The 23,704-nt window shown below is 46.6% G+C and carries 21 protein-coding genes; 17 read left to right on the forward strand and 4 right to left on the reverse strand.

Annotated elements, in window-relative coordinates; genetic code table 11:
* Nucleotides 1–7: 7 nt before the first annotated feature.
* The 4 genes from ACWJJ5_RS16485 (at nucleotide 8) to ACWJJ5_RS16500 (ending at nucleotide 1,779) form a co-directional block, all read left to right on the forward strand.
* On the forward strand, nucleotides 8–181 hold the full coding sequence (locus ACWJJ5_RS16485) for a YezD family protein (protein WP_003155693.1): 174 nt from the start codon (nucleotides 8–10) through the stop codon (nucleotides 179–181).
* A 29-nt stretch (nucleotides 182–210) separates the two neighbouring features.
* A complete protein-coding gene (locus tag ACWJJ5_RS16490) occupies nucleotides 211–513 on the forward strand; it encodes a hypothetical protein (protein WP_003155691.1) in 303 nt (100 codons plus the stop codon).
* A gap of 90 nt (nucleotides 514–603) precedes the next feature.
* Nucleotides 604–1,248: a Bax inhibitor-1/YccA family protein gene (locus tag ACWJJ5_RS16495; RefSeq protein WP_014304571.1), complete on the forward strand. Its 645-nt coding sequence runs from the start codon at nucleotides 604–606 to the stop codon at nucleotides 1,246–1,248.
* 177 nt (nucleotides 1,249–1,425) lie between these two features.
* Nucleotides 1,426–1,779 (forward strand): hypothetical protein, encoded by a 354-nt coding sequence (locus ACWJJ5_RS16500; RefSeq protein WP_015416996.1) that lies wholly within the window; start codon nucleotides 1,426–1,428, stop codon nucleotides 1,777–1,779.
* A gap of 125 nt (nucleotides 1,780–1,904) precedes the next feature.
* On the opposite strand, the gene ACWJJ5_RS16505 is transcribed toward ACWJJ5_RS16500, so the two are convergent.
* Complete coding sequence (locus ACWJJ5_RS16505; RefSeq protein WP_060674495.1) at nucleotides 1,905–2,417, reverse strand: MarR family winged helix-turn-helix transcriptional regulator; 513 nt, start codon at nucleotides 2,415–2,417, stop codon at nucleotides 1,905–1,907.
* 150 nt (nucleotides 2,418–2,567) lie between these two features.
* Here ACWJJ5_RS16505 and ACWJJ5_RS16510 point away from each other — a divergent pair, with 150 nt between their 5' ends.
* Nucleotides 2,568–3,689 (forward strand): FAD-dependent oxidoreductase, encoded by a 1,122-nt coding sequence (locus ACWJJ5_RS16510; RefSeq protein ID WP_070081486.1) that lies wholly within the window; start codon nucleotides 2,568–2,570, stop codon nucleotides 3,687–3,689.
* Nucleotides 3,690–3,725: 36 nt separating this feature from the next.
* Here ACWJJ5_RS16510 and ACWJJ5_RS16515 read toward each other — a convergent pair whose 3' ends face one another.
* Nucleotides 3,726–4,796, reverse strand: a complete 1,071-nt coding sequence (locus ACWJJ5_RS16515) for a DUF3900 domain-containing protein (protein ID WP_326355118.1) — start codon at nucleotides 4,794–4,796, stop codon at nucleotides 3,726–3,728.
* 164 nt (nucleotides 4,797–4,960) lie between these two features.
* Here ACWJJ5_RS16515 and ACWJJ5_RS16520 point away from each other — a divergent pair, with 164 nt between their 5' ends.
* From ACWJJ5_RS16520 to ACWJJ5_RS16570, 11 genes are all read left to right on the forward strand, one after another.
* The gene (locus ACWJJ5_RS16520) at nucleotides 4,961–8,143 is read left to right on the forward strand and encodes a bifunctional cytochrome P450/NADPH--P450 reductase (protein WP_454022551.1); all 3,183 of its coding nucleotides are present in this window, start codon (nucleotides 4,961–4,963) and stop codon (nucleotides 8,141–8,143) included.
* Between the two features lie 464 nt (nucleotides 8,144–8,607).
* Complete coding sequence (locus ACWJJ5_RS16525) at nucleotides 8,608–9,201, forward strand: hypothetical protein (RefSeq protein WP_077721924.1); 594 nt, start codon at nucleotides 8,608–8,610, stop codon at nucleotides 9,199–9,201.
* Nucleotides 9,194–9,505, forward strand: coding sequence for a winged helix-turn-helix domain-containing protein (locus ACWJJ5_RS16530; RefSeq protein ID WP_007609957.1), 312 nt, complete (start codon nucleotides 9,194–9,196; stop codon nucleotides 9,503–9,505). The genes ACWJJ5_RS16525 and ACWJJ5_RS16530 overlap by 8 nt, the downstream gene beginning before the upstream one ends.
* Nucleotides 9,506–10,396 (forward strand): ABC transporter ATP-binding protein, encoded by an 891-nt coding sequence (locus ACWJJ5_RS16535; RefSeq protein WP_167859962.1) that lies wholly within the window; start codon nucleotides 9,506–9,508, stop codon nucleotides 10,394–10,396.
* Between the two features lie 14 nt (nucleotides 10,397–10,410).
* Nucleotides 10,411–11,151, forward strand: coding sequence for an ABC transporter permease (locus ACWJJ5_RS16540; protein WP_077721926.1), 741 nt, complete (start codon nucleotides 10,411–10,413; stop codon nucleotides 11,149–11,151).
* Nucleotides 11,152–11,926: 775 nt separating this feature from the next.
* Nucleotides 11,927–13,855 carry an LTA synthase family protein gene (locus ACWJJ5_RS16545; RefSeq protein ID WP_003155677.1) on the forward strand — a complete coding sequence of 643 codons (1,929 nt, stop codon included), beginning with the start codon at nucleotides 11,927–11,929 and terminating at the stop codon, nucleotides 13,853–13,855.
* Between the two features lie 215 nt (nucleotides 13,856–14,070).
* Complete coding sequence (locus ACWJJ5_RS16550) at nucleotides 14,071–14,835, forward strand: glucose-1-phosphate cytidylyltransferase (RefSeq protein ID WP_003155676.1); 765 nt, start codon at nucleotides 14,071–14,073, stop codon at nucleotides 14,833–14,835.
* Between the two features lie 6 nt (nucleotides 14,836–14,841).
* Complete coding sequence (locus tag ACWJJ5_RS16555) at nucleotides 14,842–15,810, forward strand: GDP-mannose 4,6-dehydratase (protein WP_032865771.1); 969 nt, start codon at nucleotides 14,842–14,844, stop codon at nucleotides 15,808–15,810.
* Between the two features lie 24 nt (nucleotides 15,811–15,834).
* Nucleotides 15,835–16,746, forward strand: a complete 912-nt coding sequence (locus ACWJJ5_RS16560; RefSeq protein WP_232213484.1) for a putative nucleotide-diphospho-sugar transferase — start codon at nucleotides 15,835–15,837, stop codon at nucleotides 16,744–16,746.
* Nucleotides 16,747–16,774: 28 nt separating this feature from the next.
* Nucleotides 16,775–17,935, forward strand: a complete 1,161-nt coding sequence (locus ACWJJ5_RS16565; RefSeq protein WP_172614525.1) for a glycosyltransferase family 2 protein — start codon at nucleotides 16,775–16,777, stop codon at nucleotides 17,933–17,935.
* A 15-nt stretch (nucleotides 17,936–17,950) separates the two neighbouring features.
* Complete coding sequence (locus tag ACWJJ5_RS16570; RefSeq protein WP_003155671.1) at nucleotides 17,951–18,889, forward strand: putative nucleotide-diphospho-sugar transferase; 939 nt, start codon at nucleotides 17,951–17,953, stop codon at nucleotides 18,887–18,889.
* A gap of 28 nt (nucleotides 18,890–18,917) precedes the next feature.
* Here the strand turns inward: ACWJJ5_RS16570 and ACWJJ5_RS16575 are convergent, their stop codons facing one another.
* Nucleotides 18,918–20,147, reverse strand: coding sequence for an MFS transporter (locus ACWJJ5_RS16575; RefSeq protein WP_003155670.1), 1,230 nt, complete (start codon nucleotides 20,145–20,147; stop codon nucleotides 18,918–18,920).
* 120 nt (nucleotides 20,148–20,267) lie between these two features.
* Nucleotides 20,268–21,650 (reverse strand): amino acid permease, encoded by a 1,383-nt coding sequence (locus ACWJJ5_RS16580; RefSeq protein WP_454022552.1) that lies wholly within the window; start codon nucleotides 21,648–21,650, stop codon nucleotides 20,268–20,270.
* A 244-nt stretch (nucleotides 21,651–21,894) separates the two neighbouring features.
* Between ACWJJ5_RS16580 and ACWJJ5_RS16585 the strand changes: the two genes are divergently transcribed.
* A complete protein-coding gene (locus tag ACWJJ5_RS16585) occupies nucleotides 21,895–23,352 on the forward strand; it encodes an aldehyde dehydrogenase family protein (protein ID WP_033574964.1) in 1,458 nt (485 codons plus the stop codon).
* Nucleotides 23,353–23,704 lie beyond the last annotated feature (352 nt).

Here is a 23,704-nt window from a genome sequence, read left to right on the forward strand (position 1 = left end):
GAGCATGATGACGTCCAAAGGAAACGTAGATCCGCATGTGATCGAAAAGATTATCAGTGCGCTGGAAACGCTCGATTTCGGGACTGTTCAGATTACGGTTCATAATTCCCAAGTGACACAAATTGATAAGGTGGAGAAATATCGATTTTCCCTGAAGAGCAAAGAAGTAAAACAATCTTAAAAAACAGCCAATGACAGGAGGCGGTACATATGAAGCATTCAACTGTTCCTTTCCGGGAGAGCCGGTATCTGCACCTGCCCGAAGTGCGCTTTCTGCATTGGTGCACGAAGCAATACGGCATAAATAAAGGCGTGCTCAATACAATTGACGGCTGGTTTTATGATGCGGGCGTCATTCCGATTCCCGTCAGGCGTCTTTATGTGCTGGCATTCCTTGATTTCGTGAAAACGCCGGGGCAGAAGGGGAATATCCGATTCGGGCACGGCGGATTGACGAAAAAACTGCATGATTTCATGGATATGCAGGAGTGCGCAGCAAAACGTCAGGCCTGACATCCTTAAAATCTTCTTAAAATCATGCAAATTTCTCCCATTTTATTTATAATAGACCTATCACAATCATTTTTTGGGAGGACTTTTGACATGCAAACTGCTGCTTATGAGAGCAAACAATCTATTATGCAGCGCATTATAACGGTATTTGTGTTTACACTGTTAGTTGCGACAATCGGCCTGTATACGGGCCAGTTCATTCCGCCGGCATTGATGCTGCCGCTGTCGGTCTTAGAGGTCGTCATGATCATCGCCGCATTTTGGCTGCGCCGAAAAAAAGCCGTCGGATATGTGTTTGTCTTTTCATTCGCTTTTATTTCCGGAATGACGCTGTTTCCGATCATCAGCCATTATGCGTCCGCAGCCGGAGCCTATGTCGTATTGGAGGCATTCGGTTCTTCGTTTGTGATTTTTGCGGTGCTCGGCACGATCGGCGCTAAGACGAAAAAGGACTTGTCGTTTTTATGGTCCTTCTTGCTTGTCGCTCTTATCGCGCTTCTCGCAGTGGGGATCTTTAATATTTTCAGCCCGCTGAATTCCGCCGCCATGATGGCGTATTCCGTCATCGGAACGATTGTGTTTTCAATGTACATCTTATACGATCTGAACCAGATCAAGCACCGGGACATCACGGCTGACCTGATTCCTTTGATGGCATTGACGCTTTATATCGACTTTATCAACTTGTTTATCAACCTGCTTCGGTTTTTCGGGATTTTAAACAGTGATGATTAACCGCGCGAAAAAGGCGCCCTGCTGAGAGGGGCGCCTTTTGTTAATTCTAAGAGTTTTGAATTTTTAATCTCATAAGCCATGAGATCCCCTTTGTCATACGTTTGCCAGCTAGAAGTGAACGGAGGGTTTGTCATAATAACAAACCTGTTTCAAAAAATTTGAAAGGGGAAGGATATTATGCCTTGTAGTACAGATTATGCAACATATGTATTGAGAGTTTGTACCGATGCGGATTCTTATTCTGCAAAAGCTACTTCTATTGATTGTGTAGCATCATATGGGGGCGGGACAATCGCAACATTTGATTATTCCATGACAATTGATGTTTGGAACGGTTCAAAATGGGTGGCTAATGAAACAAAGAAAGGTTCTTTCAGTCACTCAACACCTAAAAAAGTATTTAAACTCTCAAATCAAAAATCGTTAAAAAAAGGATCAAATAGTGTGAGAGTGAGGTTGAAGACTAAAAATCGATATACAAATGTAACTTCCAGCATTAAAACACCTGCATTTATAGTGAAGAGAAAGTAATTTTAAAATTATTTCTTCTGAAACAGCCTGAACAAACAAATGTGCAGGCTGTTTTTTTATAACCCTCATCTTTTTACTTCAATTTCTATCTCATAGAAATTTGCCTTTGTTTTTACGATACTTCTTTATGTTCTGTCTCCGGAAAACAGCAGAAGCTTATCAAATAAAACTTCAAGCATTTTTGTCAATTCCGCTTTTTCTCCAGCAGTGAAGCTTTCCATGACTGCTGAAATGTTGGAGAAGTGGCCGGGAAGAAACAGCATCAGCTTTTCTTTTCCTTCCCTTGTAAGTTCGATGCTGATTTTTCGTCTGTCACCGGTATGCCGGCTGCGGTTTACAAAGCCGTCCCGTGCGAGTCCGTCGATCAATCCGGTGATGGTCGCTTTGGTGACATTGGATTTTTTCGCCAGCTCCGTCGGACTCAGGCTGTGGCCGGGTTCGTCAAACAGAAACATTAAAATTTTGAATTTCCCTTCGGACAATCCGTGACTTGAGAAATAATGCTCCATGACCTGATTCATTTTTTTAGACATATCAAATAACGTCAAAAATGTTTTCAATGATTCAGCATCCATATCGGCGTAAATCTCAGCGCGTCCGGCAATCTGCGAGTAATCCGGCAAATGTCTCAACTCCATTTTTGTAAGCCTCCGTACCATTTTAGTGATTCAAAGTATAAGCTTGCCGGATTCAAAAGGCAACCTATAAAGATTGACAGTTTTTCAGCCTATATAGTAAGGTGACTAATAGTTAATGAATGATAAATAAATAGAGAAGGCGGTATCGTGATGAACCATGAAGTGAAAAAGATCATCATAGCGGGCGGAGGGATCGGCGGCCTGTCCGCAGCGATTTCTCTCGGCAGAGCAGGTTTTGAAGTAACCCTTTGCGAGGCGGCGTCCGACATGCGAAAAAGCGGAGCGGGCATTCTTCAGCCTCAAAATGCGCTTCGGGTGCTTCGGGAAATCGGTGTGTATGATGAATGCTGTCAACACGGCTTTCAAACGGATTGGCTGAAGCAGCATGATGAAAACGGAACGCTGCAGTTTAAAGTGAGTGAGGCGTTTTTAGATGATACATTGCCGGGGCGGAATAATATATTGCGGCAAACATTAAACGATATCCTCAGGAAGCATGCTGAAGCGGCGGGAGTCACGATTCTGCCCGGTAAAAAAGTCGTGTCTTACGAAGAAACGGCAGATGAAATAACGGTGCATTGTGGAGACGGAACCGCGATGACGGCTGACATTCTCGCCGGCTTTGACGGCATCCGCTCCGCTGTCCGCGATCAAATGCTGCAAAGGGAAGTGAAAACAGAGTATCTCGGCATGGGAGCGCACAGATTTTACATTTCTTTTCCCGAGCCGGTTTTTCATGATTCAACACTGATGTATAAAAAAGGGCAGACGCAGGTCGGGGTCGTGCCGCTCTCTGAAAAAACAGGATACGTATTTATCATCCGGCCGTATGACGCTGACTTCAGGGATGACGAGGACACACGTTTTGAACGGGTGAGAGACTTGCTGCGCGGAATTCCGGGAGTAAAGTTTGTGACAGAGAATATGTCAAGGGAATATCCCGTTTTGTTTCATAAGATTGAGCAGATGGCGGTCAAAGAACCGTGGCACAGAGGCCGCGTCGTTCTGGGCGGGGATGCCGTCCATGCAGGAGCGCCGACATTGGCGCAGGGAGCGGCGATGGCGATTGAAGACGCGATTGTGCTTAGTGAAGAACTGCAAAAGCACGAAAACCATGAAACTGCATGTCAATCATACTTTGAAAGACGGGCGGAGCGGGCATTACAGGTGCAGAATCTCTCATCTGAAATCGTCCGCCGCGAGATAAAGGGAACGCCCGGCGTCCAAGACATCATCGGTGAATGCTATCGATTGCTCAAAGAGCCTTATTAAATAAAGAAAGTCCAGAACATGGCGTCTGGACTTTTGTCAGTCTTGTTCAGATTTATTCCGTATCCGCTCAATCACCTCATGCAGCCCCTCAGGCTTGTGAAACTCCACCGGCGAACTGCCTTTTTCAAACGAGATCGTCTCCGCCTCAATGAGCGCGACATAGCGCCCGTTCACTTTTGCGAGATGGATGGATTCGCCGAAATCAGCCAGTAATCCTTTAATCTCTGTTTCTCCGACTTTCATTTTCAGCTCGGCTTCCGGCGTGTGTTCAATGATCTGCGCGGATGCCTCGATGACTTGATGGGTGTCGAGGCGCTCCTGAATTTCCCGCTTTTCACTCGCTTCCCAAATTTCAATGTCGTGCTCAAACTGCTGAAGCTCTTCGCTGTTTTCTTCAAAAGTTTCATACACGTGCTCCTGCACCATGTTCATGACTTGGTTTTTCATGATTTCCGGCATCGATTCGCCATATTCGACAAATTTGAGAAAATCTTCGAAATAACGGGCGTGCGAGGCCTGGTGGATTTTCAGCTCATGCTCTTCCGTCATGCCTTCTTCCGGCATATACGGATATTGAATGCTTTTCATGTTTTTTGTCGTGATGGCCATTTCGACCTTTTTAATGAGAGACGAGGCGTCTGAGATGCGGGCGACCTTCGGCTCGAAATCGCATTTCATCATAAAGACGAATTTGTCCTCAAAATATTTGCGCGGAACGGCCGATGCCACGATAAAAACACCGCCGCGCACGGCGCTCGTGTCAAGATAAGTACGGACGAACTGCTCGCTTGCCTCGATAAATGCTTCCTTCGTATCCGCAAGTCTGGCGCGGTTGAAAAGGTTGTAATTCGGATTTGAATCAAGCTCATGGCCCGGCTCCGTGATAAAATGGCCGATTTTTGTGGGGACCTGCTCGGATTGCGGATGCCGTTCGGCTTTCCGTTTGACGATTTTCTTCAATTCCCCGTCAAGAAAATGCTTCAGCTCGCTTTCTTCAAATTCTTCCGTGTCAAGGGTCTGGAAATGTTTGAACTGTTTATTTGCCTGTTCGTCTTTTCCTTCCACTTGAATGACATAAAACGATAAAAACTTGATTTCAAAATCCATATGTGAACTCACCTTATTTCTGTATTTGACAAGCCTCTCCAGTATAGAAAAAACCGTTATTGATCGTCAATCCGGGGATTGATCCGTAACGGCGGATAATCGGCCGGTGAAAAGGGCACTGTAGTTGGAAGGAACGCATCAATGTGTAAGAAAGGGTGTTATTCATGAAGGAAACAGGTCCGATTCCGCAGCCGAAGACATTCGGTCCGCTCGGCAATCTTCCTTTGCTTGATAAAGACAAGCCTACAATGTCGCTGATCAAACTGGCAAACGAGCAGGGGCCTATTTTTCAGCTGCATACCCCGGCGGGCGCCATTATCGTCGTGTCCGGACATGAACTGGTGAAAGAGGTTTGTGATGAAGAGCGGTTCGATAAAAGCATTGAAGGGGCTTTGGAGAAAGTCCGGGCGTTTTCCGGTGACGGGCTGTTTACAAGCTGGACGCATGAGCCTAACTGGCGAAAGGCGCATAATATTCTGATGCCGACCTTCAGCCAGCGCGCGATGAAAGATTATCATTCGATGATGACTGATATCGCGGTGCAGCTGATTCAAAAATGGGCTAGGCTGAACCCGGATGAGGCCGTTGATGTGCCTGCCGATATGACCCGCCTGACGCTCGATACGATCGGGCTTTGCGGCTTTAACTATCGGTTTAACAGCTATTACAGGGAAACGCCTCATCCGTTTATCAACAGCATGGTGCGCGCCCTTGATGAAGCGATGCACCAAATGCAGCGCCTTGATGTTCAGGATAAGCTCATGATCAGGACGAAGCGCCAATTTCATCATGACATTCAGGCGATGTTTTCGTTAGTAGACAGTATTATCGCAGAGCGCCGGTCAGGCGGCCGGGATGAAAAGGATCTGCTGGCCAGAATGCTGAATGTGGAAGACCCGGAAACGGGCGAAAAACTTGATGATGAAAATATCCGGTTTCAAATCATCACGTTTTTAATTGCCGGCCACGAAACGACCAGCGGCCTGCTTTCCTTTGCCATCTACTTTCTGCTGAAACATCCCCGTGTTTTGGAAAAAGCCTATGAAGAAGCCGATCGGGTTTTGACCGATCCCGTTCCTTCTTATAAACAAGTACTGGAGCTTAGTTATATCCGGATGATATTGCAGGAGTCATTGCGCTTATGGCCGACCGCGCCTGCGTTCAGCCTTTATGCGAAAGAGGATACGGTGATCGGCGGGAAATATCCGATCACGCCGAAAGACAGAATTTCCGTCTTAATTCCCCAGCTTCACCGTGATAAAGACGCGTGGGGAGACAATGCGGAGGAATTTTATCCGGAGCGGTTTGAACATCCTGATCAAGTGCCTCACCATGCGTACAAGCCGTTCGGAAACGGTCAGAGGGCGTGTATCGGTATGCAGTTCGCCCTGCATGAAGCAACTCTTGTTCTGGGGATGATTCTGCAGCATTTTACCTTTATCGATCACACCGATTATGAGCTCGATATTAAACAGACACTGACGATCAAGCCCGGCGACTTTCATATCCGGGTGCGGCCGAGAAACAAAGGAGCCGTTGCGGCAGCTCTCCCGGCGGCTGAAAAAGCGGCGGAAGACGTCGAAAAAGAAAAACGGGAAACAAAAGGCGCATCCATTATCGGGCTTGATAACCGACCGCTTCTGATTTTGTACGGCTCAGATACGGGAACCGCAGAAGGCGTGGCGCGGGAGCTTGCCGATACTGCCGGAATGCACGGCGTCCGGACTGAAACGGCGCCTTTAAATGACCGGATCGGAAAACTGCCGAAAGAAGGAGCGCTCTTGATCATTACGTCCTCTTATAACGGAAAGCCTCCGAGCAACGCGGGACAATTCGTTCAATGGCTTGAAGAAGTCAAACCCGGGGAACTGGAAGGCGTCCGATATGCCGTCTTCGGCTGCGGTGATCATAACTGGGCGGCGACATATCAGGCTGTGCCGAGACTGATTGATGAGAAGCTTGCCGAAAAAGGGGCGGAACGCTTCTCCTCCCGGGGTGAAGGGGACGTCAGCGGCGATTTTGAAGGAAAGCTTGATGAATGGAAAAAAAGCATGTGGACGGACGCCATGAAGGCATTCGGTCTCAAGCTGAATGAAAATGCCGAAAAAGAGCGAAGTGCGCTGGGTCTTCAATTTGTCAGCGGGCTTGGCGGGTCTCCTTTGGCAAAGACGTATGAGGCGGTTTACGCATCCGTTGCGGAAAACAGGGAACTTCAGGCGCCGGAAAGCGGCCGGAGCACAAGGCATATTGAAATCACTCTGCCGAAAGAGGCTGCCTATCATGAAGGGGATCATCTCGGCGTGCTGCCGGTAAACAGCAAAGAGCAGGTCAGCCGTGTTCTCCGCCGGTTCAATCTGAACGGGAATGATCAAGTGCTGCTGACGGCCAGCGGACAGAGCGCGGCTCATCTCCCGCTCGATCGGCCGGTCAGGCTGCATGATCTTCTGAGCAGCTGTGTCGAATTGCAGGAAGCGGCATCAAGGGCCCAAATCCGGGAAATGGCCGCTTATACGGTCTGTCCGCCGCACAAACGGGAATTGGAAGATTTTCTTGAGGAGGGCGTCTATCAGGAGCAAATCTTAACATCGCGCGTCTCAATGCTCGATCTCCTTGAAAAATATGAAGCGTGTGAACTTCCGTTTGAGCGATTTCTGGAGCTTTTGCGCCCGCTGAAGCCGCGGTATTATTCGATTTCAAGTTCGCCGCGGAAACATCCCGGGCAGGCCTCAATTACCGTCGGTGTCGTTCGCGGCCCCGCCCGGAGCGGTTTGGGTGAGTATCGCGGAGTTGCTTCGAATTATTTAGCGGACCGCCGCCCTGAGGATGGTATCGTGATGTTTGTCCGCACTCCGGAAACACGATTCCGGCTGCCGGAAGATCCGGAAAAACCGATTATTATGGTCGGTCCCGGCACAGGAGTCGCCCCGTTCCGCGGATTTCTGCAGGCCCGCGCGGCGTTAAAAAAAGAAGGAAAAGAGCTGGGCGAGGCTCGTCTGTATTTCGGATGCAGAAACGATCATGATTTTATTTACCGTGATGAGCTTGAAGCTTATGAAAAAGACGGAATCGTGACGCTTCATACGGCTTTCTCCCGCAAAGAAGGCGTACCGAAAACGTATGTGCAGCACTTAATGGCGAAAGACGCCGGCGCTTTAATTTCCATCCTCGGCCGGGGAGGGCACCTCTACGTATGCGGCGACGGCAGCAAAATGGCGCCCGATGTAGAGGCAACGCTGCAAAAAGCGTATCAGTCGGTCCACGAAACAGACGAACGGCAAGCGCAAGAATGGCTTTTGGACCTCCAGACAAAAGGCATTTACGCAAAAGATGTTTGGGCGGGGATTTGACCGATGTGATGAAAAGGACTGGATGACTCCAGTCCTTTTTCCTTCAATAAAATGAATTGCTTTCCAATCGATATACATTCGGCTTGTCCAACCACACCTGGTCAAGATATCTTCCCTGCTTGACTCCCGGACCTTCTATTTTGGTCATTTCTAAAACCTGCAGAAATTGTCATCAGAAGTGTGGCTTAAAAGTTTTACCATATGTTCCTCCGTTAGCCAGAAATTCAGACAGCCATTGCATGCTATCTATTGAGTTGAAGATCAGCAGGCTTCTCTTTTTTATTAGGATGCTTATATAAAGGACGTCTCATGCTGTAATGGAAGCATACCGGCGCAAAGAGTCCCATCTGCTGTTCCCAAGACTAAATAGTTGCGCCTATTTTGGATAAAACCTCTTTACAAATATATGGAATTAGAATATACTCTGTTTCACAAAGTACTTTGCGAAAAGAGGAGCCTGTCTTATGTCAAATCAGAATTTTCGTGAATCAGAGATAGCTGAAAACTTATCTCATATCAAAGTCTTGACGAATTACAAGACTGAGTACTCAAGGCAAACCAGTCCATATTTCATTATTTGGGGCTGTATATGGATTATTGCGTATTCCGTTTCTTTATTTAAGGTACTTTCTGTAGTCCTTGCTTGTGTCTGGTTAATACTGGCAGTATTAGGATGGATACTGACTTTGAAGACATATCTTAAGCAGAAACAATTTGATCCTATGCCCACTTTCTTAAAGAATCAATTAAAATATGCTTGGATTGGATTCATATTAGTGGTATGCATTTTTGTTTTCCTGTTTTTAATGGGATTATTGCCGCGAACAGGAGAATTTCTATCGTTTTTGATTGTTTTAATGGTGTCTATTATGTACATATTCTTAGGCATCGTGTTAACAAAAGAGATTTTTGTTATGGGATTTTGGCTGAGCATACTCGGTATGCTTACATTCTGCCTATTTCCTGATGCAATGAATATTGTTTTTGCATTTATTGGCGGAGGCAGCCTATTACTTACAGGAATGATTTTGAAAAGAAAAGGGCAAGGAAATGAGTAATGTTAACAATATCAATGATTTAATACATGCCAAAGTGCGGTTGGGAATTATGAGTTTATTGATGACTTATGATCAATGTGATTTTACTTTCCTGAAAAAGTCATTAGACATCACAGATGGGAATTTAGGTTCGCATCTGAAAAAGTTAGAAGATGCAGCTTATATAGAACTAACCAAGAAGTTCGTATCCAAAAAGCCGAAGACTATTGTTCAGATCACGAAAGAAGGGAAAGCAGCCTACAAGGAGTACATTAATACGATTGAATCCATATTTAAAATAAATAACAGTGGGGGCATGGTGTAAATGCTGCAAGTTGAACATATAAGTAAGCGCTATGGCACGACTCTGGCTTTGGACAATGTTGCTTTAACAATTCCGAAAGGAGTCTGCTATGGACTTGTTGGACCGAACGGATCCGGCAAATCTACCTTAATTAAGATCATCTCGCGCATCATCCGCGAATATGACGGTAAGGTTGAATTTGTCGGCAAGGAAAATGGCAGGCTGGGTTATGTTCCGCAGGATATCAGCCTTGAAGAAAAATTAACCGCAAAAACCAATATGGAATTTTTCGGAAAGTTACACAGGCTGAATGGCTTAAAACTAAAGCAAACAACAAAAAAACTGTTAGAAGATATCGGGTTGTTAGAAAGGGCAAACGACGTTGTGGAGAACTTTTCTGGAGGAATGAAGCGCCGTTTAAATATCGGGTGTGCATTAATGCACGATCCAGACTTAATTATTCTAGATGAGCCGACGGTAGGTGTGGACCCGCAATCACGCCGCTACATTTTTAAAATCGTAAATCGACTCAAAAAAGCCGGTAAAACCATTATTTATGTGAGTCATTACATGGAAGAGATTGAAACTCTTTGTGACTATGTAGCTTTTATCGACAGAGGGCAAATTATCGATGAAGGAGAAATAAATGAACTGCTTAAACGACATGAAGAATCATCTATTATGTTTAACTCCTCATTGTCTCCTGAATTAATAAAGAGCCATGGTTTTGAGTTTTCAGTCGTTAATTCAGGGTTGATAATAAAAACCAAAGAACCTTTAGAAACCATGGAGCGCTTAATTAGGGTCAGTAAGGAAAACAATATTGTGCCTCATCAGTTGTTTTTATATAAGCCAAAATTAGAAGATGTATTCTTTAAACTTACCGGCACTGATTTGCGTGATGAAGAATAAAGGGGGAATTTATCATGTTACCGCTCGCTCAAATTGAAACGCTAAAACAGTTAAAGGATAAGTCTCTGTTTTTTTGGACGATTATATTACCCATTGTGTCCATCATATTGCTGATTGAGCTATTTACGACAGACAGTGCAAACAAAACTTTAGTAGCTTCTCAATCTGTAACCGGCATGAGCGTATTCTTTTCAACATTCATTATTATCTCCATCGTTATAAGTTTTGTAAAGGATCGGGAAAAAGGAATTGTATCAAGACTGGCAAGTACTCCTTTAAAGCCTTATAACTTCTTCTTAGGAAAAAGCATCCCTTTTTTAGTCATAACTTTTATGCAAATTCTTCTCCTTTCCGTTCTGGGAATATTTCTGTACGATATTGAAATTAATAATTTTCCGGCGTATTTGTGGGTTGTTGTGTTGATATCTTTACTAGTTACATCCTGGGGAGTTGCTATTTCAGTCTTTGCAAAGACTGAAAATACCGGCTTGGTCATGACAAATGTGATTGCATTAGGTACCGCTGTTGTATGTGGTTTATGGACTCCTTATGATCAATTGCCAAGCTATCTTCAAACTATTGGAATGCTCTTTCCTCAGTACTGGGCGCATCAAGGGTTAATTCAATCGGTCTCGACGATATCTGGAGGAGAAAGTCTAGTATGGGTAACATTTGTTGTACTGGGCTATACAATACTAGGATTTATAGTTTCTCTAATTGGATACAGACATTACATTAAAATGGCGAGAAATTAAACCTCCGTGAGAATTAAGATATTAAAACGCAGCTGGGACTAAAAGGAGAGCGGGAAATGATTAGTGAAAAACTAAAACTGTATGTCGAGGCTCAATTTAAAAAGTATGAAAAAAACTCGTTGTTGAACAGAAAAAAAACGGAGCTAATTCCTTTATTGGCGGGTTTGATGAAACCAGTTCACAATTTTTTTCGCTAATGAGAAACAGAAATTTGCAAGACGCCTTAAGGACCAGTGTTGGAGAACAGTTTAAGCAGTCACAAATGCCAGCTCTGCTGCATGGTTGGATTATAAAAAACAAAAGGTATACGTGAAGAAAGCATTTTTGTATATCTTTAGGGTCTAAGCGATAATTTGACAGGGAAAGGACTGGATGACTCCGGTCCTTTTTTTACCTCACAAAAAAAACCTTCAAGTTTTTCAGTCCCTTTGCATACAATAACTTCAGCCCGCCTGTTGGGCGGCTGTCTTTGATATTCATTTTTCGTTTTTAGAAGTTTGTGTTATTCTTATATTTGGTATCTCCTATTTTCAGACCGGGTCTGATACGGTACCTTTTAATGCCAGAAAAAAATGTGAAACGAAGAACGGATATCCTGCGTCTAATGGCTGGCGGGATAAGATGTTCAATGGGCATGACACGAATGATAAATATATCGTTTTTTAAAATGGTGTGTTTATGGGGCTGTGTGATGCTTTCGTTTTGCTTGGAAAGCAGGAATTGAAGCAAAAAGTAAGAATACAGATTTAAAGTGTTTAGGAAAGTAGAGGTTGCCATGAAGAAATTATTTTCTTACAGACTTAGTTTTTTTGTACTGGCTATTATTTTGTTTTGGGCCAAAACGTATTTAGCCTATCATGCTGAATTCAACCTTGGGGTGAAGGGTCCGACGCAGCAGTTTCTGCTTGTGATCAATCCGTTCTCAAGCGCCATTTTCTTTTTAGGACTGGCATTGTTTGCGAAAGGCCGCAAATCAGCGATTATCATGGTGATTATTGATTTCATCATGACGTTTATTTTGTATGCCAATATCCTATTCTATCGATTCTTCGATGATTTCTTGACATTCCCGAACTTAAAGCAATCCGGTAATGTCGGAAATATGGGAGACGGCATCTTCAGCATTATGTCCGGCCATGATATTTTATACTTTGTTGATATTATTATTTTAATCGCGCTTCTGGTGTGGAGACGTGAGCTGAAGGAATTCAAGCTGAAAAAACGGTATACGTCATTAATTATCGTGACGGGTATTGTGTTGTTCTTCGTGAACCTGGCGATTGCCGAAGAGGACCGCCCGGAGCTGCTGACAAGAACGTTTGACCGCAATTACATTGTAAAATACTTAGGCCTTTATAATTACACGATTTATGACGGCGTACAGACGGCGCAGACGGAATCACAGCGTGCATATGCCAGCAGTGATGACCTGACGAGCGTTGAAAACTATACATCGTCGCATTATGCGAAGCCGAACGCCGAGTATTTCGGCAAGGCCAAAGGCAAGAACATCATTAAGATTCACCTGGAGAGCTTCCAATCATTTTTGATCAATTACAAACTTGACGGAAAAGAAGTCACGCCGTTCCTGAATAAACTCGCCCGCGGCGGAGAGGACATGACGTACTTTGATAACTTTTTCCACCAAACGGGCCAAGGTAAAACATCTGACGCCGAGCTGATGATGGATAACAGTCTGTTCGGACTGCCTGAAGGATCAGCCTTCGTGACAAAAGGGGAAAACACGTATCAATCGCTTCCTGCCATCCTTGACCAAAGTGAGGGCTATACAAGCGCCGTTTTACACGGTGACTACAAATCATTCTGGAACCGTGACCAGATTTACAAACATATCGGCTACGATAAATTCTTTGACGCCAGCACATACGATATGTCTGATGACAACCTTGTCAATATGGGACTGAAGGATAAACCGTTCTTCAAAGAATCTATACCGAAGCTTCAGTCGCTGAAACAGCCGTTCTACGCGCATTTGCTCACGCTGACGAACCATTATCCGTTTACGCTTGATGAAAAAGACGCAACGATCGAAAAAGCGAAAACGGGCGACGCGACTGTGGATGACTATTTCCAGACGGCGCGTTATCTTGACGAAGCGCTTGAACAGTTCTTTAAAGATCTGAAGTCATCCGGTTTATATGACAACTCGGTGATTATGCTTTACGGAGACCATTACGGAATCTCTGAAAACCATAACCGCGCGATGAAAGAAATTCTCGGCAAAGAAATTACGCCTTATCAAAACGCGCAGAATCAGCGTGTGCCGCTTATGCTTCGCATCCCCGGCAAAAAAGGCGGGGTGAACCATACGTACGGCGGTGAAATGGACGTTGTGCCGACGATCCTTCACTTGGAAGGCATCGATTCTAAGAAATATATTAATTTCGGCACCGATCTCTTCTCGAAAGACCATGATGATACGGTGACGTTCCGTAACGGAGATTACGTCACGCCGAAATATACTTCCATCTCCAATGTCGTATACGATACGAAGACAGGAAAAGAACTGAAAGGCAATCAGGAAACGAAAAACCTGAAAGCCAGAGTCACAGAGCAGCTGAAGCTGTCTGACAGCGTGATGTACAAAGACTTGCTCAGATTCCACAAATTGAGCGACTTTACGCCGGTTGATCCGTCTAAATATCATTACGGCAAAGAAAAGCTGAATCAGGATAATAAATAATAGAAAGAGCCTTACGGAATTTCCGTGAGGCTCTTTTTTTGTGTGTATCTTCACCAATCTGAAAAAAGAGAGAGCTTTTGGTCACAAAGGGCGCCAATCTCTCATATCTTACAGTAGATTTTGAAACCGGTGATAGAGAATCGGACAAATTATCGGGTTGGTTTCTCTTATACGGGCGGTTTCGAATCCAATATTCACAGAGAAGAGGGGTAGAGATGAAAGCAGTCATTCTCTGCGGCGGAAAAGGAACGAGAATGAGCGAAATCACCAATGAACGTCCCAAACCGCTCGCCATGATAGGCGGCAAACCGATTCTATGGCATATTATGAAACTCTATCAATACTATGGCGTGAACGAATTTATCCTGCTTCTTGGTTTCAAAGGAGAGATGATTAAGGAATATTTCTTAGATTATGACTGGAAGAATCACAGCATGACGCTGGACAGCTCTACCGGAGAAGTGCGGATATTGGGAACATCCGAGCCGTGGAAAATCACTTTTTTAGACACGGGGGAACACACGCAGACAGCGGGGCGGCTTTTACAGGCGAAGGACATCATCGGTGATGAAACCTTTCTTATGACGTACGGGGACGGACTGGCCAACATCAACCTGTTTCATCTGATCAGCTATCATCAATCAAAAGGGGCTGCGGCGACCGTCACCGGTATAGAAAAGACCTCGCAATTCGGAACGCTGACGGTTGAAGACGGTATGGCGAAAAGCTTTTCTGAAAAAACCTCAAGTGACGGCATCATCAACGGCGGATTTTTCGTGCTCAGCCCGAAGGTATTTGATTATCTGCCGAAAGACAGGGACGTCATGTTTGAAGAAGAACCGCTGAAGGAGCTGGCAAAGGACGGCGAATTGGCGGTATACCGGCATTACGGTTTCTGGACGGCGATCGATACGTATAAAAACCTGCTGGAAATCAACAAGATGTGGGACCGGGGACAACATGTATGGAAGGTATGGTGATCAAGTTTGAGTTTCTGGAAAAATAAAAATGTGTTTGTGACGGGATGTACAGGTCTTTTAGGAAGCTGCTTGGTGAAGGAACTGATCGATCAGGGGGCTAATGTGACGGGACTTGTCCGTGACACTGTGCCCAAGTCGAACCTGTATCAGGGAGAACAAGTGAAGCAAATGAATATCGTGCACGGCGCGCTTGAAGATCTGGATGTGATTGAGCGGGCGCTGGGCGAATATGAAATTGACACGGTCTTTCATTTAGCCGCTCAGGCGATCGTCGGCGTCGCAAACCGCAATCCGATTTCCACATTTGAAGCCAATATTCTCGGCACATGGAACATCCTTGAAGCGTGCCGCAGGCATCCGCTCATCAAACGGGTGATCGTCGCGTCCAGTGATAAAGCGTACGGCGACCAGCCGACACTGCCGTACGATGAAAACATGCCTCTTCAGGGCAAACATCCGTATGACGTATCAAAAAGCTGTGCCGATTTGTTAAGCCACACATATTTTAATACGTACGGACTTCCGGTCTGTATTACGCGCTGCGGCAACTTGTACGGCGGCGGAGATTTGAACTTCAACCGGATTATTCCGCAGACGATTCAGCTCGTGCTGAACGGTGAAGCGCCGGAAATCCGCAGCGACGGCACATTTATCCGTGATTATTTTTACATCGAGGATGCGGTCGAGGCATACCTTTTGCTGGCGGAAAAGATGGAGGAGCTCAATCTTGCGGGAGAAGCGTTCAACTTCAGCAATGAGATTCAGCTGACGGTGCTGGAACTTGTAGAAAAAATTCTTAAGGCGATGGACAGTGACCTCAAGCCGAAAGTGCTCAACCAGGGAAGCCACGAAATCAAGCACCAATATTTATCAGCGGAAAAGGCGAGGAAGCTTCTGAATTGGACGCCCGCGCATACCATTGATGAAGGATTGGAAAAAACGATCGAATGGTATAAAGCCTTTTTTCAAAAGTAACAGAAACAGAGGTGAGAGAAAGACGTGACAAGCGCATATTGCACAGTTTTATCAAAAGGAAGGCTGTATCAGGCTATCGCTTTGTTCGGCTCATTGAAAGCGGTTCAGGCGGACGCCCCCATTTTTACTTTGTGTATGGATCAAGACACCTATGACGTGCTTCAGGCAATGCGGCCGGATAATGTCACCTTGATTCAGGTGTCCGCACTGGAAAATGAGGAGCTCCTTGAACTGAAGCGGACGAGGGATCAGAGCGAATACTGCTGGACGGTGAAGCCGGTATTTCTCGAATTCGTGCTGGACGGACATCCGGAATTAGAGCGTGTCACGTACATTGATGCCGATTTGTTTTTCTTCGCTGATCCGCGCGCGATTTTTGACAATCAGCCGGATTGTTCGGTGCTTCTGTCACGGGGCGATATCGTCATTCCCACATTTAAAAAACAGGAAATCGACATGCTGCAGCGTCTTTTAGGCCGGTATAATTCCGGTTTTCTCAGCTTCAAAACCGACAGTGCCGGCACAGATTGTCTCAGATGGTGGAAAGAACGCTGCCTGGAAGAATGCAAAAATGCGCCGGGCGAAGGAAAATTCGGAGATCAAGGCTACTTGGATTACATGTCCGGCCTGTTCCCGAATGTGTGTGACATCACCACGCCCGGCGTGAATATCGGCCATTGGAATTACGGACGCCACACGTTTTCATGGAAGGACGGGCGTCTTGTGCTCGAAGACGGAAATCCGCTGATTTTCTATCATTTCAGCGGATACCGGATCGTCACAGCCGGCGACATTCGGCAGATTCATGAGACGGACCGGACCGACCTGCCGTTTGTCCATCAGCTTTATCAGGACATTCTGAAGCGGGTGATCGGGACGGTCAGCGCCGTCTGCCCGGAGTTCAGCGGCTTTGCATCTGAGGATGATAACAAATAAATGATCATATACAGGAAGTGAACGAAAAGTGAAGGCAAGCGTCATTGTTCCCGCATATAATTCCAAGGAGAGGCTTTATAACAGCCTGCTGTCTTTGAATGAACAGGAATGCACAGAGCCGTTCGAAGTGATTGTGGCTGACAACGGTTCGGAAGACGGAACCTTATCCATGCTTGAATCATTCAGCGCGAATTTTCCGCTGATTTTTGTAAGAATTAAAGAAAACAGAGGGATCGCTTACGGCCGGAATCAGGCGGTCCGCAATGCCAGAGGCGATATTTTGATTTTCCATGACAGCGACATGCTTGCCGAAAAGGATTTGGTGGCGAAGCATATCAAGGCTCATGAGAACCGGGACGATCTTGTCGTATGCGGTATGTTCTGGAAGCGGATTTACAGCTTTTATTATGACCGTTTTGAAAAAGAGCATAAGGAAAAACTCGCCGAACTGTATGAAGAGCTGCCGGGCGATAAAGAGGCGCTCCTTGATGAAAGTGACATCAGAGACGGAAGCTTTCTTGACCGATGCTTTGATTTAGATACCGACTTTATCCGGGTGCTGAAAAGCATTTTGGAAAAATACGGAGATGATTTGAACGGCTACCGTCTGCCGTGGCGTTTTTTCATTACGAACAATTCATCAGTTAAGAGGCAGCACGTGGCAGATCTCGGCCTGTTTGATGAAGGCATTGTCAGATACGGCTTTGAAGATTATGATCTCGGCATCAGGCTTCATCAGTCGGGAATGAGATTTCAGCTGCGGCGCGATATCATGAGCGTCCATCAGGAGCATCCGAGCAACTGCGCTTCCGTTGATGACATCAGGGCGAATATCGCGTACATGTGCGACAAGTATAATGACATTCATTCGCTTGACGTGCACCTCGCGTTTAACGGCCCGTTTGACGCGGAGTTAACCAACAGTATAATGGCAGACATCGAGGTGCTGCTTGATTATGAGAAATATGAAAGCCTGCTGCACATTTTTCTCGAGCTGCTGCACGCGGTTAAAGACCGCAACCTCGATCCGGACTGGAAGACGAAAAGCCCGCGGATCACGGCGAACAGCTTCCAGCTGCCGGAGGTCGGAAAGCTTTTGGCAAAAGCGGAAAAAAAGCTGGGCGTCACGCACTTTGCAAGGGCGTTCAAAGCGCTGACTGCTGATTTACTGCATGTGGATCTTAAATAAATTGGATGTGATATGGTGAGTAAATATCATTTTTCAACCATTGTTTCCAGAACGCATATCTTTAAACTGATGCCGATGATTCATTCTCTCCATGAGCATTGCCGGGATTTTCATCTGTATGTGCTGTGTGTCGATCAGAAAGCGTACGAACTGCTTCAGCAGGTGCCGTGGGAACATGTCACGGCGGTTCAGCTCCATGAAATGGAGGACCCGGAGCTGCTTGAAGCAAAGGGCGGCCGGACGTTTCATGAATATTGCTGGACGCTGAAGCCGGCTTTTCTGTTCCATGTGATGACGGAGTATGATGAAGCCGAATATTTTGCCCATTTGGACACCGATCTCTTTTTCTTCTCAGATGCGGGCGAGCTGTTTGCGGAAAAGCCGGATGCTTCCCTTTTTCTGACGGATCACCGCAATTCAGAACGGTTTGCGTCTTATTACAAGCTGACGGGGCAGTACAACACCGGGTTTGTCGGCGCGCGGAATACCGGGGAAGCGTACCGGGCGGTCTGGCAGTGGAGACAGGATTGCATCTCCTATTGTACGGTGGAGATGAATGAAGAAAAAAAGACATACGGTGACCAAAGGTATGTTGAAAAGTGGCCCGCGCAGTTTGAACACGTTCATGTCACGGAGTCGATCGGCGCGAATGCGGCGCTGTGGAATATTGAGCAATATGACGTCAGCCTGCGCGACGGGGCTGTATATGTCAATGACACCCCGCTGATTTTTTATCATTTTTCAGGCTTTACGCTCGTCACGGAGAACGAATTCAATCTCTGCTGGTACTATCACATTGATGACGAGGCGACAGTCAGTATGATTTACGTCCCGTACATCAAAAACGTAAAAAAATGGATTGATGAAATTCAAAAAGCGTTTCCTGATTTCAGAGACGGGTTTATTCCGAAATATGCGGTTCCTGACACTCATTTTTATACGGTTGAAACATAAAATCCCTGCCTTTTCGGCAGGGATTTTTTTATGAATGCCATTCTTTTAATGTTTTGTCGCTCGGCAGGACAAAGGCGAGCAGACCTAAAACGGGCAGAAAGGCGACGGCTGTCATGGTCGGCGTCAATCCCGCTGAATCAATAAGAGCTCCGAGCGCAACCGCTCCGATCGCGCCCATTCCGAAGGCGAGCCCGACCGTAAGCCCTGACATCGTTCCGATTTTGCCGGGAACAAGCTCCTGCGCGTAGACAACCGTCACGGAGAAGCTGGACATCAGAACAACGCCGATCAGCGCCAGTACGCCATAGGCGATGACAGGTCCCGCAAACGGAAGGAAAATCGTCAAGGGAGCCGATGCCGTCATGGAAACGATGATGACGTTCCGCTTTCCGAAACGGTCTGCAAGCGGCCCGCCGAGAAACGTTCCGACAGCTCCGAAAAATAAAAAGACGAAGATGTAGCTCTGTGCCTGCTGAATGCTGACATGATAGGCATTCATCGCATAGAACGTATAAAAGTTGCCGATCGCGCTCACATACCAGGAGCGCGCGAAAATTAAGAAGATAATCATGATAAGGGCGAGAATAATCGGTTTTGTAATCACGGTCTGCACAGCGGCGGCCGGTGATTTTTTACTTGCGGCGCGCAAATGAATCAGGCGGCCTTTATACCATTTGGCGATATAAATGAGAAACAGCACAGCGATTGCGGCGACTAGCGTAAACCAGACAGAGCCGAATTGACCGAGCGGAACGAGAATCAGCGCGGTAATCAAGGGCGCCATCGCCTGGCCGGTATTCCCTCCGACTTGGTAAATTGATTGCGCCAACCCGCGCTTTTCGCCGGCGGCCATGTAAGCGACACGCGATCCTTCAGGATGAAAGACGGCGGAGCCAAGGCCGATAAAAAAGACACAGCATAAAATCGTCAGAAAAGACGGGGCGAACGCGAGACCTAAAATGCCGAGCATGCTTGCGGTGAGTCCGAGCGGCAAAGCATACGGCATCGGGCGTTTATCCGTATACCAGCCGATGACGGGCTGCATCACGGAAGACACCATATTCAGCGTAAAGGCGATAATTCCGAGCTGCGTAAATGTAAGATTCATGGAACGTTCCAAAATCGGAAACATCGCCGGAATCACCGCTTGCAGTGAATCGTTCAGCAGATGACAGATCCCGATAATGAACAAAATAGAATACATGGTTGTCTCGGGACGATGGACAGGTTTTTCTTTAAGCGGGGCGGCAATTGCCAAAGTGATTCTCCTCCTTTTTATGTAAACGAAGCATACACCATATTATTCATAAGGTGAATGAATTATCAAGTGCAAAAAAGGCTCTTCTTTCTCAAACAGAAAAAAGAGCCTCCCTTTTTATTAATTTAACAAACTGTGTTTTCTCGAATACATCATATAAACGACGATCCCGGCGGCGATCCAGATGACAAAGGCGAGCCATGTCACGCCCGGCAGGCTGCTTGCGAGATACAGGCATAAGCATGCGCTGATGATCGGCACAAAAGGCACGAAAGGAACACGGAAGGAAGATTTGATCTCCGGATGTTTCTTTCTTAAAACGATGACGGCGATCGCAATGACCGTAAAGGCCGCCAAGGTTCCCATATTGACGAGATGCGCCAAGGTTCCCAGATCAATAAAACCTGCGATCCCGGCGGCAACGATCCCCGTCACCCATGTGTTTTGAAACGGTGTTTTAAAACGCGGGTGAACCTTGGAAAACATGCGGGGCAAAAGGCCGTCTCTGCTCATCGCAAATGTAAGGCGCACCTGAGCGTAAAGCAGAGCGAGCATGACCGTTGTAATCCCGATAATCGCGCCGACGGAAATAATGCCTGCTATTTTGTTCTGGCCGACAAATTGGAGCGCGAAAGATACCGGATCTCCGACATTCAGCTTGGTGTACGAAAGCATTCCTGTCAGGACGAGCGATACCGTAATGTAAAGAACGGTGCAGATGGCAAGCGCGCCGATGATTCCGACAGGCATTGATTTCTGCGGGTTTTTCACTTCTTCCGACGCGTTTGACACGGCATCAAATCCGAGATACGCGAAGAAAACGGTCGCGGCGCTCGTGATGACGCCTTTCATTCCGAACGGCATAAACGGAGACCAGTTTTCCGGTTTCACGTAGCCGAAACCGACGACGATAAACAGCAGAATGATCGCAATTTTCATCAATACAATGACATTGTTAAAGCGGGTGCTTTCTTTCACGCCCCTTGAAACAATCGCGGTAATGACCAAAATAATGATAACGGCCGGCAGGTTGAACACGGCACCCGTTTTGCTGCCGGGTGCGGCGGTCAGCGCCTCCGGAAGATGCAGCCCGAAGCCTGCAAGAAGCGACTGGAAATAAGATGACCAGCCGGTTGCGACGGCGGCGAGCGCGATAACATATTCAAGCATTAAGTCCCATCCGATTAAAAACGCGAGACACTCCCCGAGAGTGACATATGAATACGTATATACGCTGCCTGAAATCGGAATGGATGAAGAAAATTCCGCATAACAAAACGCGGCGAGCGCGCAGGCAAGGCCCGCGAGCACAAACGACAGAATCAAAGCCGGTCCTGCGCCTGTCGCGGCCACAGTCCCGGTAATCACAAAAATCCCCGTGCCGACAACACAGCCGATTCCGAGCAAAACCAAGTCAAAAGCGCTTAACGAGCAGGACAGGCTGGTCTGTTTGCTCTGGGCCTTTAAGTCGGCCAGCGGCTTTTTCCGAAATAGTAAAGACATATGGGTCCTCCTGAAAATTCATAATATTCTTATCATTATATACACTGACGTTTGTATTATATTGTCGAAATTTCTCGCAGTCAATTAAAGAATTTTCCACTTTAAAAGGACAAAGCTAAAAAGCGTCGATGCACGGAAGGAAAGGGAATTTTATTGTGAAATAGTTCAATTTTCTCACCTTAAGACCGATACAAAAGATGACTCATCAACTAATTTCAAGTTTCGGTGAAAGGGAGATGTTTACATGTTTCAATATGAAGAACTAAATAAGCAGTTTATCGGCGGCCGATGGAGGGATGGAAGCAGCCGGAACGTATTGGAAAACAGAAATCCTTATACTCAAAAAGTCATCACCTCATTCCGAAAAGCGACGCCTGATGACGTGGATGCGGCATATCGCGCCGCGGCTCTTGCGAAACAAGAATGGGACAAAGTAAACCCTTTTAAAAAGCGGGCCATTTTGGAAAAAGCCGTTTCTTTCATTGAAGAGCACGAAGAAGCGATTATTTACTTAATCATGGAGGAGCTTGGCGGAACACGGCTGAAGGCTGAGTTTGAAATCGGACTTGTCAAAAATATGATAAAAGAAGCCGCAACATTTCCGGTGCGGATGGAAGGGAAAATTCTCCCGTCCACGATTGACGGAAAAGAAAACAGGCTGTACAGAATACCCGCCGGAGTCGTGGGGGTGATCAGCCCGTTTAATTTCCCGTTTTTCCTTTCGATGAAATCTGTTGCGCCGGCACTCGGCGCGGGGAACGGCGTCGTGCTGAAGCCTCATGAAGAAACGCCGATCTGCGGCGGAACGCTTATCGCGAAAATTTTTGAAGCGGCCGGCGTACCGGATGGGCTGCTGAATGTCATCGTGACGGATATCGGGGAGATCGGCGACAGCTTTGTTGAGCATCCCGTGCCGCGGATAATCTCATTTACAGGCTCAACCGGAGTGGGCAGCTATATCGGACAGCTTGCGGTCAAACACTTTAAAAAACCGCTGTTGGAGCTTGGCGGAAACAGCGCGCTGATCGTGCTTGAGGATGCTGATCTTGAATACGCCGTCAATGCGGCCGTATTCAGCCGGTTTACGCATCAAGGCCAGATCTGTATGTCGGCGAACCGCGTGCTCGTTCACACATCTGTATATGACAAATTTACAGAGCTTTACGAAGCGAAAGTGTCATCGCTGAAAGTCGGCGATCCGATGGACCCTGATACGGTTATCGGTCCTTTAATCAATGAGAGACAGGCGGAAGGCCTGAGACGGTCTGTCGAAAAAGCGATAGAAGAGGGAGCGGTTCCGGTGCTGTCCGGCCGATTCAGCGGAACGGTCGCTGAGCCCGTCATTTTAAAAGATGTGAAACCTGAGATGAGCATCGCGAAGGAGGAGCTGTTCGGACCGGCCGTCTGCATCATGCCGTTTGAAACGGAGGATGAAGCGGTAAGCATCGCAAACGCGACACCGTTCGGTTTAAGCGGAGCCGTGCATACGGCAAACGTGGAGCGGGGCGTTGAGTTTGCTAAGCGGATCGAAACCGGCATGATTCACGTCAACGATACGACCATTAATGATGAACCGAATGTCGCGTTCGGCGGCGAGAAACAATCAGGTCTCGGCAGGCTGAATGGCGAATGGAGTCTTGAAGAATTCACCACGCTGAAATGGATTTCGGTTCAGCATGAAAAACGTCAATTCCCATATTAAGAAGGAGTGAAAGAAATGAGTATACAGACGGAGCAGCAAACGCACAGCCTGCTTGACGCTTTTGTCAAAGTTGCGCCTTTTTTAAACAGCCTGATCCAAGATGACATCACCATCGGAATTTATGATACAGAAAAATTAATCGTGAATATTCCGGCTAAAACGTTTTCTCTTAATGTAAAGCCGGGAGATCCGCTGCAAAAAGGGGACATCATTACAGACGCGATCCGCATGAATCAGAAGAAGACAAGCATGGTGCCGAAAGAGCTGTTCGGATTTCCGCTGATCGCCAGAGCGATTCCGCTTCATGATGAAAACGGAAAAGTCATCGGCGGCGTCGGTCTCGGCACGAGCC

It is taken from the genome of Bacillus sp. JK74, from assembly GCF_053663395.1.

Excerpts from the sequence above, each read along its gene's own strand:
- ACWJJ5_RS16535 (WP_167859962.1), top strand. The coding sequence starts at position 9,506 with ATGCTGCAAGTTGAACATATAAGTAAGCGCTATGGCACGACTCTGGCT.
- ACWJJ5_RS16490 (WP_003155691.1), top strand. The coding sequence starts at position 211 with ATGAAGCATTCAACTGTTCCTTTCCGGGAGAGCCGGTATCTGCACCTG.
- ACWJJ5_RS16495 (WP_014304571.1), top strand. The coding sequence starts at position 604 with ATGCAAACTGCTGCTTATGAGAGCAAACAATCTATTATGCAGCGCATT.
- ACWJJ5_RS16515 (WP_326355118.1), bottom strand. The coding sequence starts at position 4,796 with ATGGATTTTGAAATCAAGTTTTTATCGTTTTATGTCATTCAAGTGGAA.
- ACWJJ5_RS16485 (WP_003155693.1), top strand. The coding sequence starts at position 8 with ATGACGTCCAAAGGAAACGTAGATCCGCATGTGATCGAAAAGATTATC.
- ACWJJ5_RS16580 (WP_454022552.1), bottom strand. The coding sequence starts at position 21,650 with ATGTCTTTACTATTTCGGAAAAAGCCGCTGGCCGACTTAAAGGCCCAG.
- ACWJJ5_RS16540 (WP_077721926.1), top strand. The coding sequence starts at position 10,411 with ATGTTACCGCTCGCTCAAATTGAAACGCTAAAACAGTTAAAGGATAAG.
- ACWJJ5_RS16505 (WP_060674495.1), bottom strand. The coding sequence starts at position 2,417 with ATGGAGTTGAGACATTTGCCGGATTACTCGCAGATTGCCGGACGCGCT.
- ACWJJ5_RS16545 (WP_003155677.1), top strand. The coding sequence starts at position 11,927 with ATGAAGAAATTATTTTCTTACAGACTTAGTTTTTTTGTACTGGCTATT.
- ACWJJ5_RS16500 (WP_015416996.1), top strand. The coding sequence starts at position 1,426 with ATGCCTTGTAGTACAGATTATGCAACATATGTATTGAGAGTTTGTACC.
- ACWJJ5_RS16525 (WP_077721924.1), top strand. The coding sequence starts at position 8,608 with ATGTCAAATCAGAATTTTCGTGAATCAGAGATAGCTGAAAACTTATCT.
- ACWJJ5_RS16520 (WP_454022551.1), top strand. The coding sequence starts at position 4,961 with ATGAAGGAAACAGGTCCGATTCCGCAGCCGAAGACATTCGGTCCGCTC.
- ACWJJ5_RS16550 (WP_003155676.1), top strand. The coding sequence starts at position 14,071 with ATGAAAGCAGTCATTCTCTGCGGCGGAAAAGGAACGAGAATGAGCGAA.
- ACWJJ5_RS16530 (WP_007609957.1), top strand. The coding sequence starts at position 9,194 with ATGAGTAATGTTAACAATATCAATGATTTAATACATGCCAAAGTGCGG.
- ACWJJ5_RS16585 (WP_033574964.1), top strand. The coding sequence starts at position 21,895 with ATGTTTCAATATGAAGAACTAAATAAGCAGTTTATCGGCGGCCGATGG.
- ACWJJ5_RS16510 (WP_070081486.1), top strand. The coding sequence starts at position 2,568 with ATGAACCATGAAGTGAAAAAGATCATCATAGCGGGCGGAGGGATCGGC.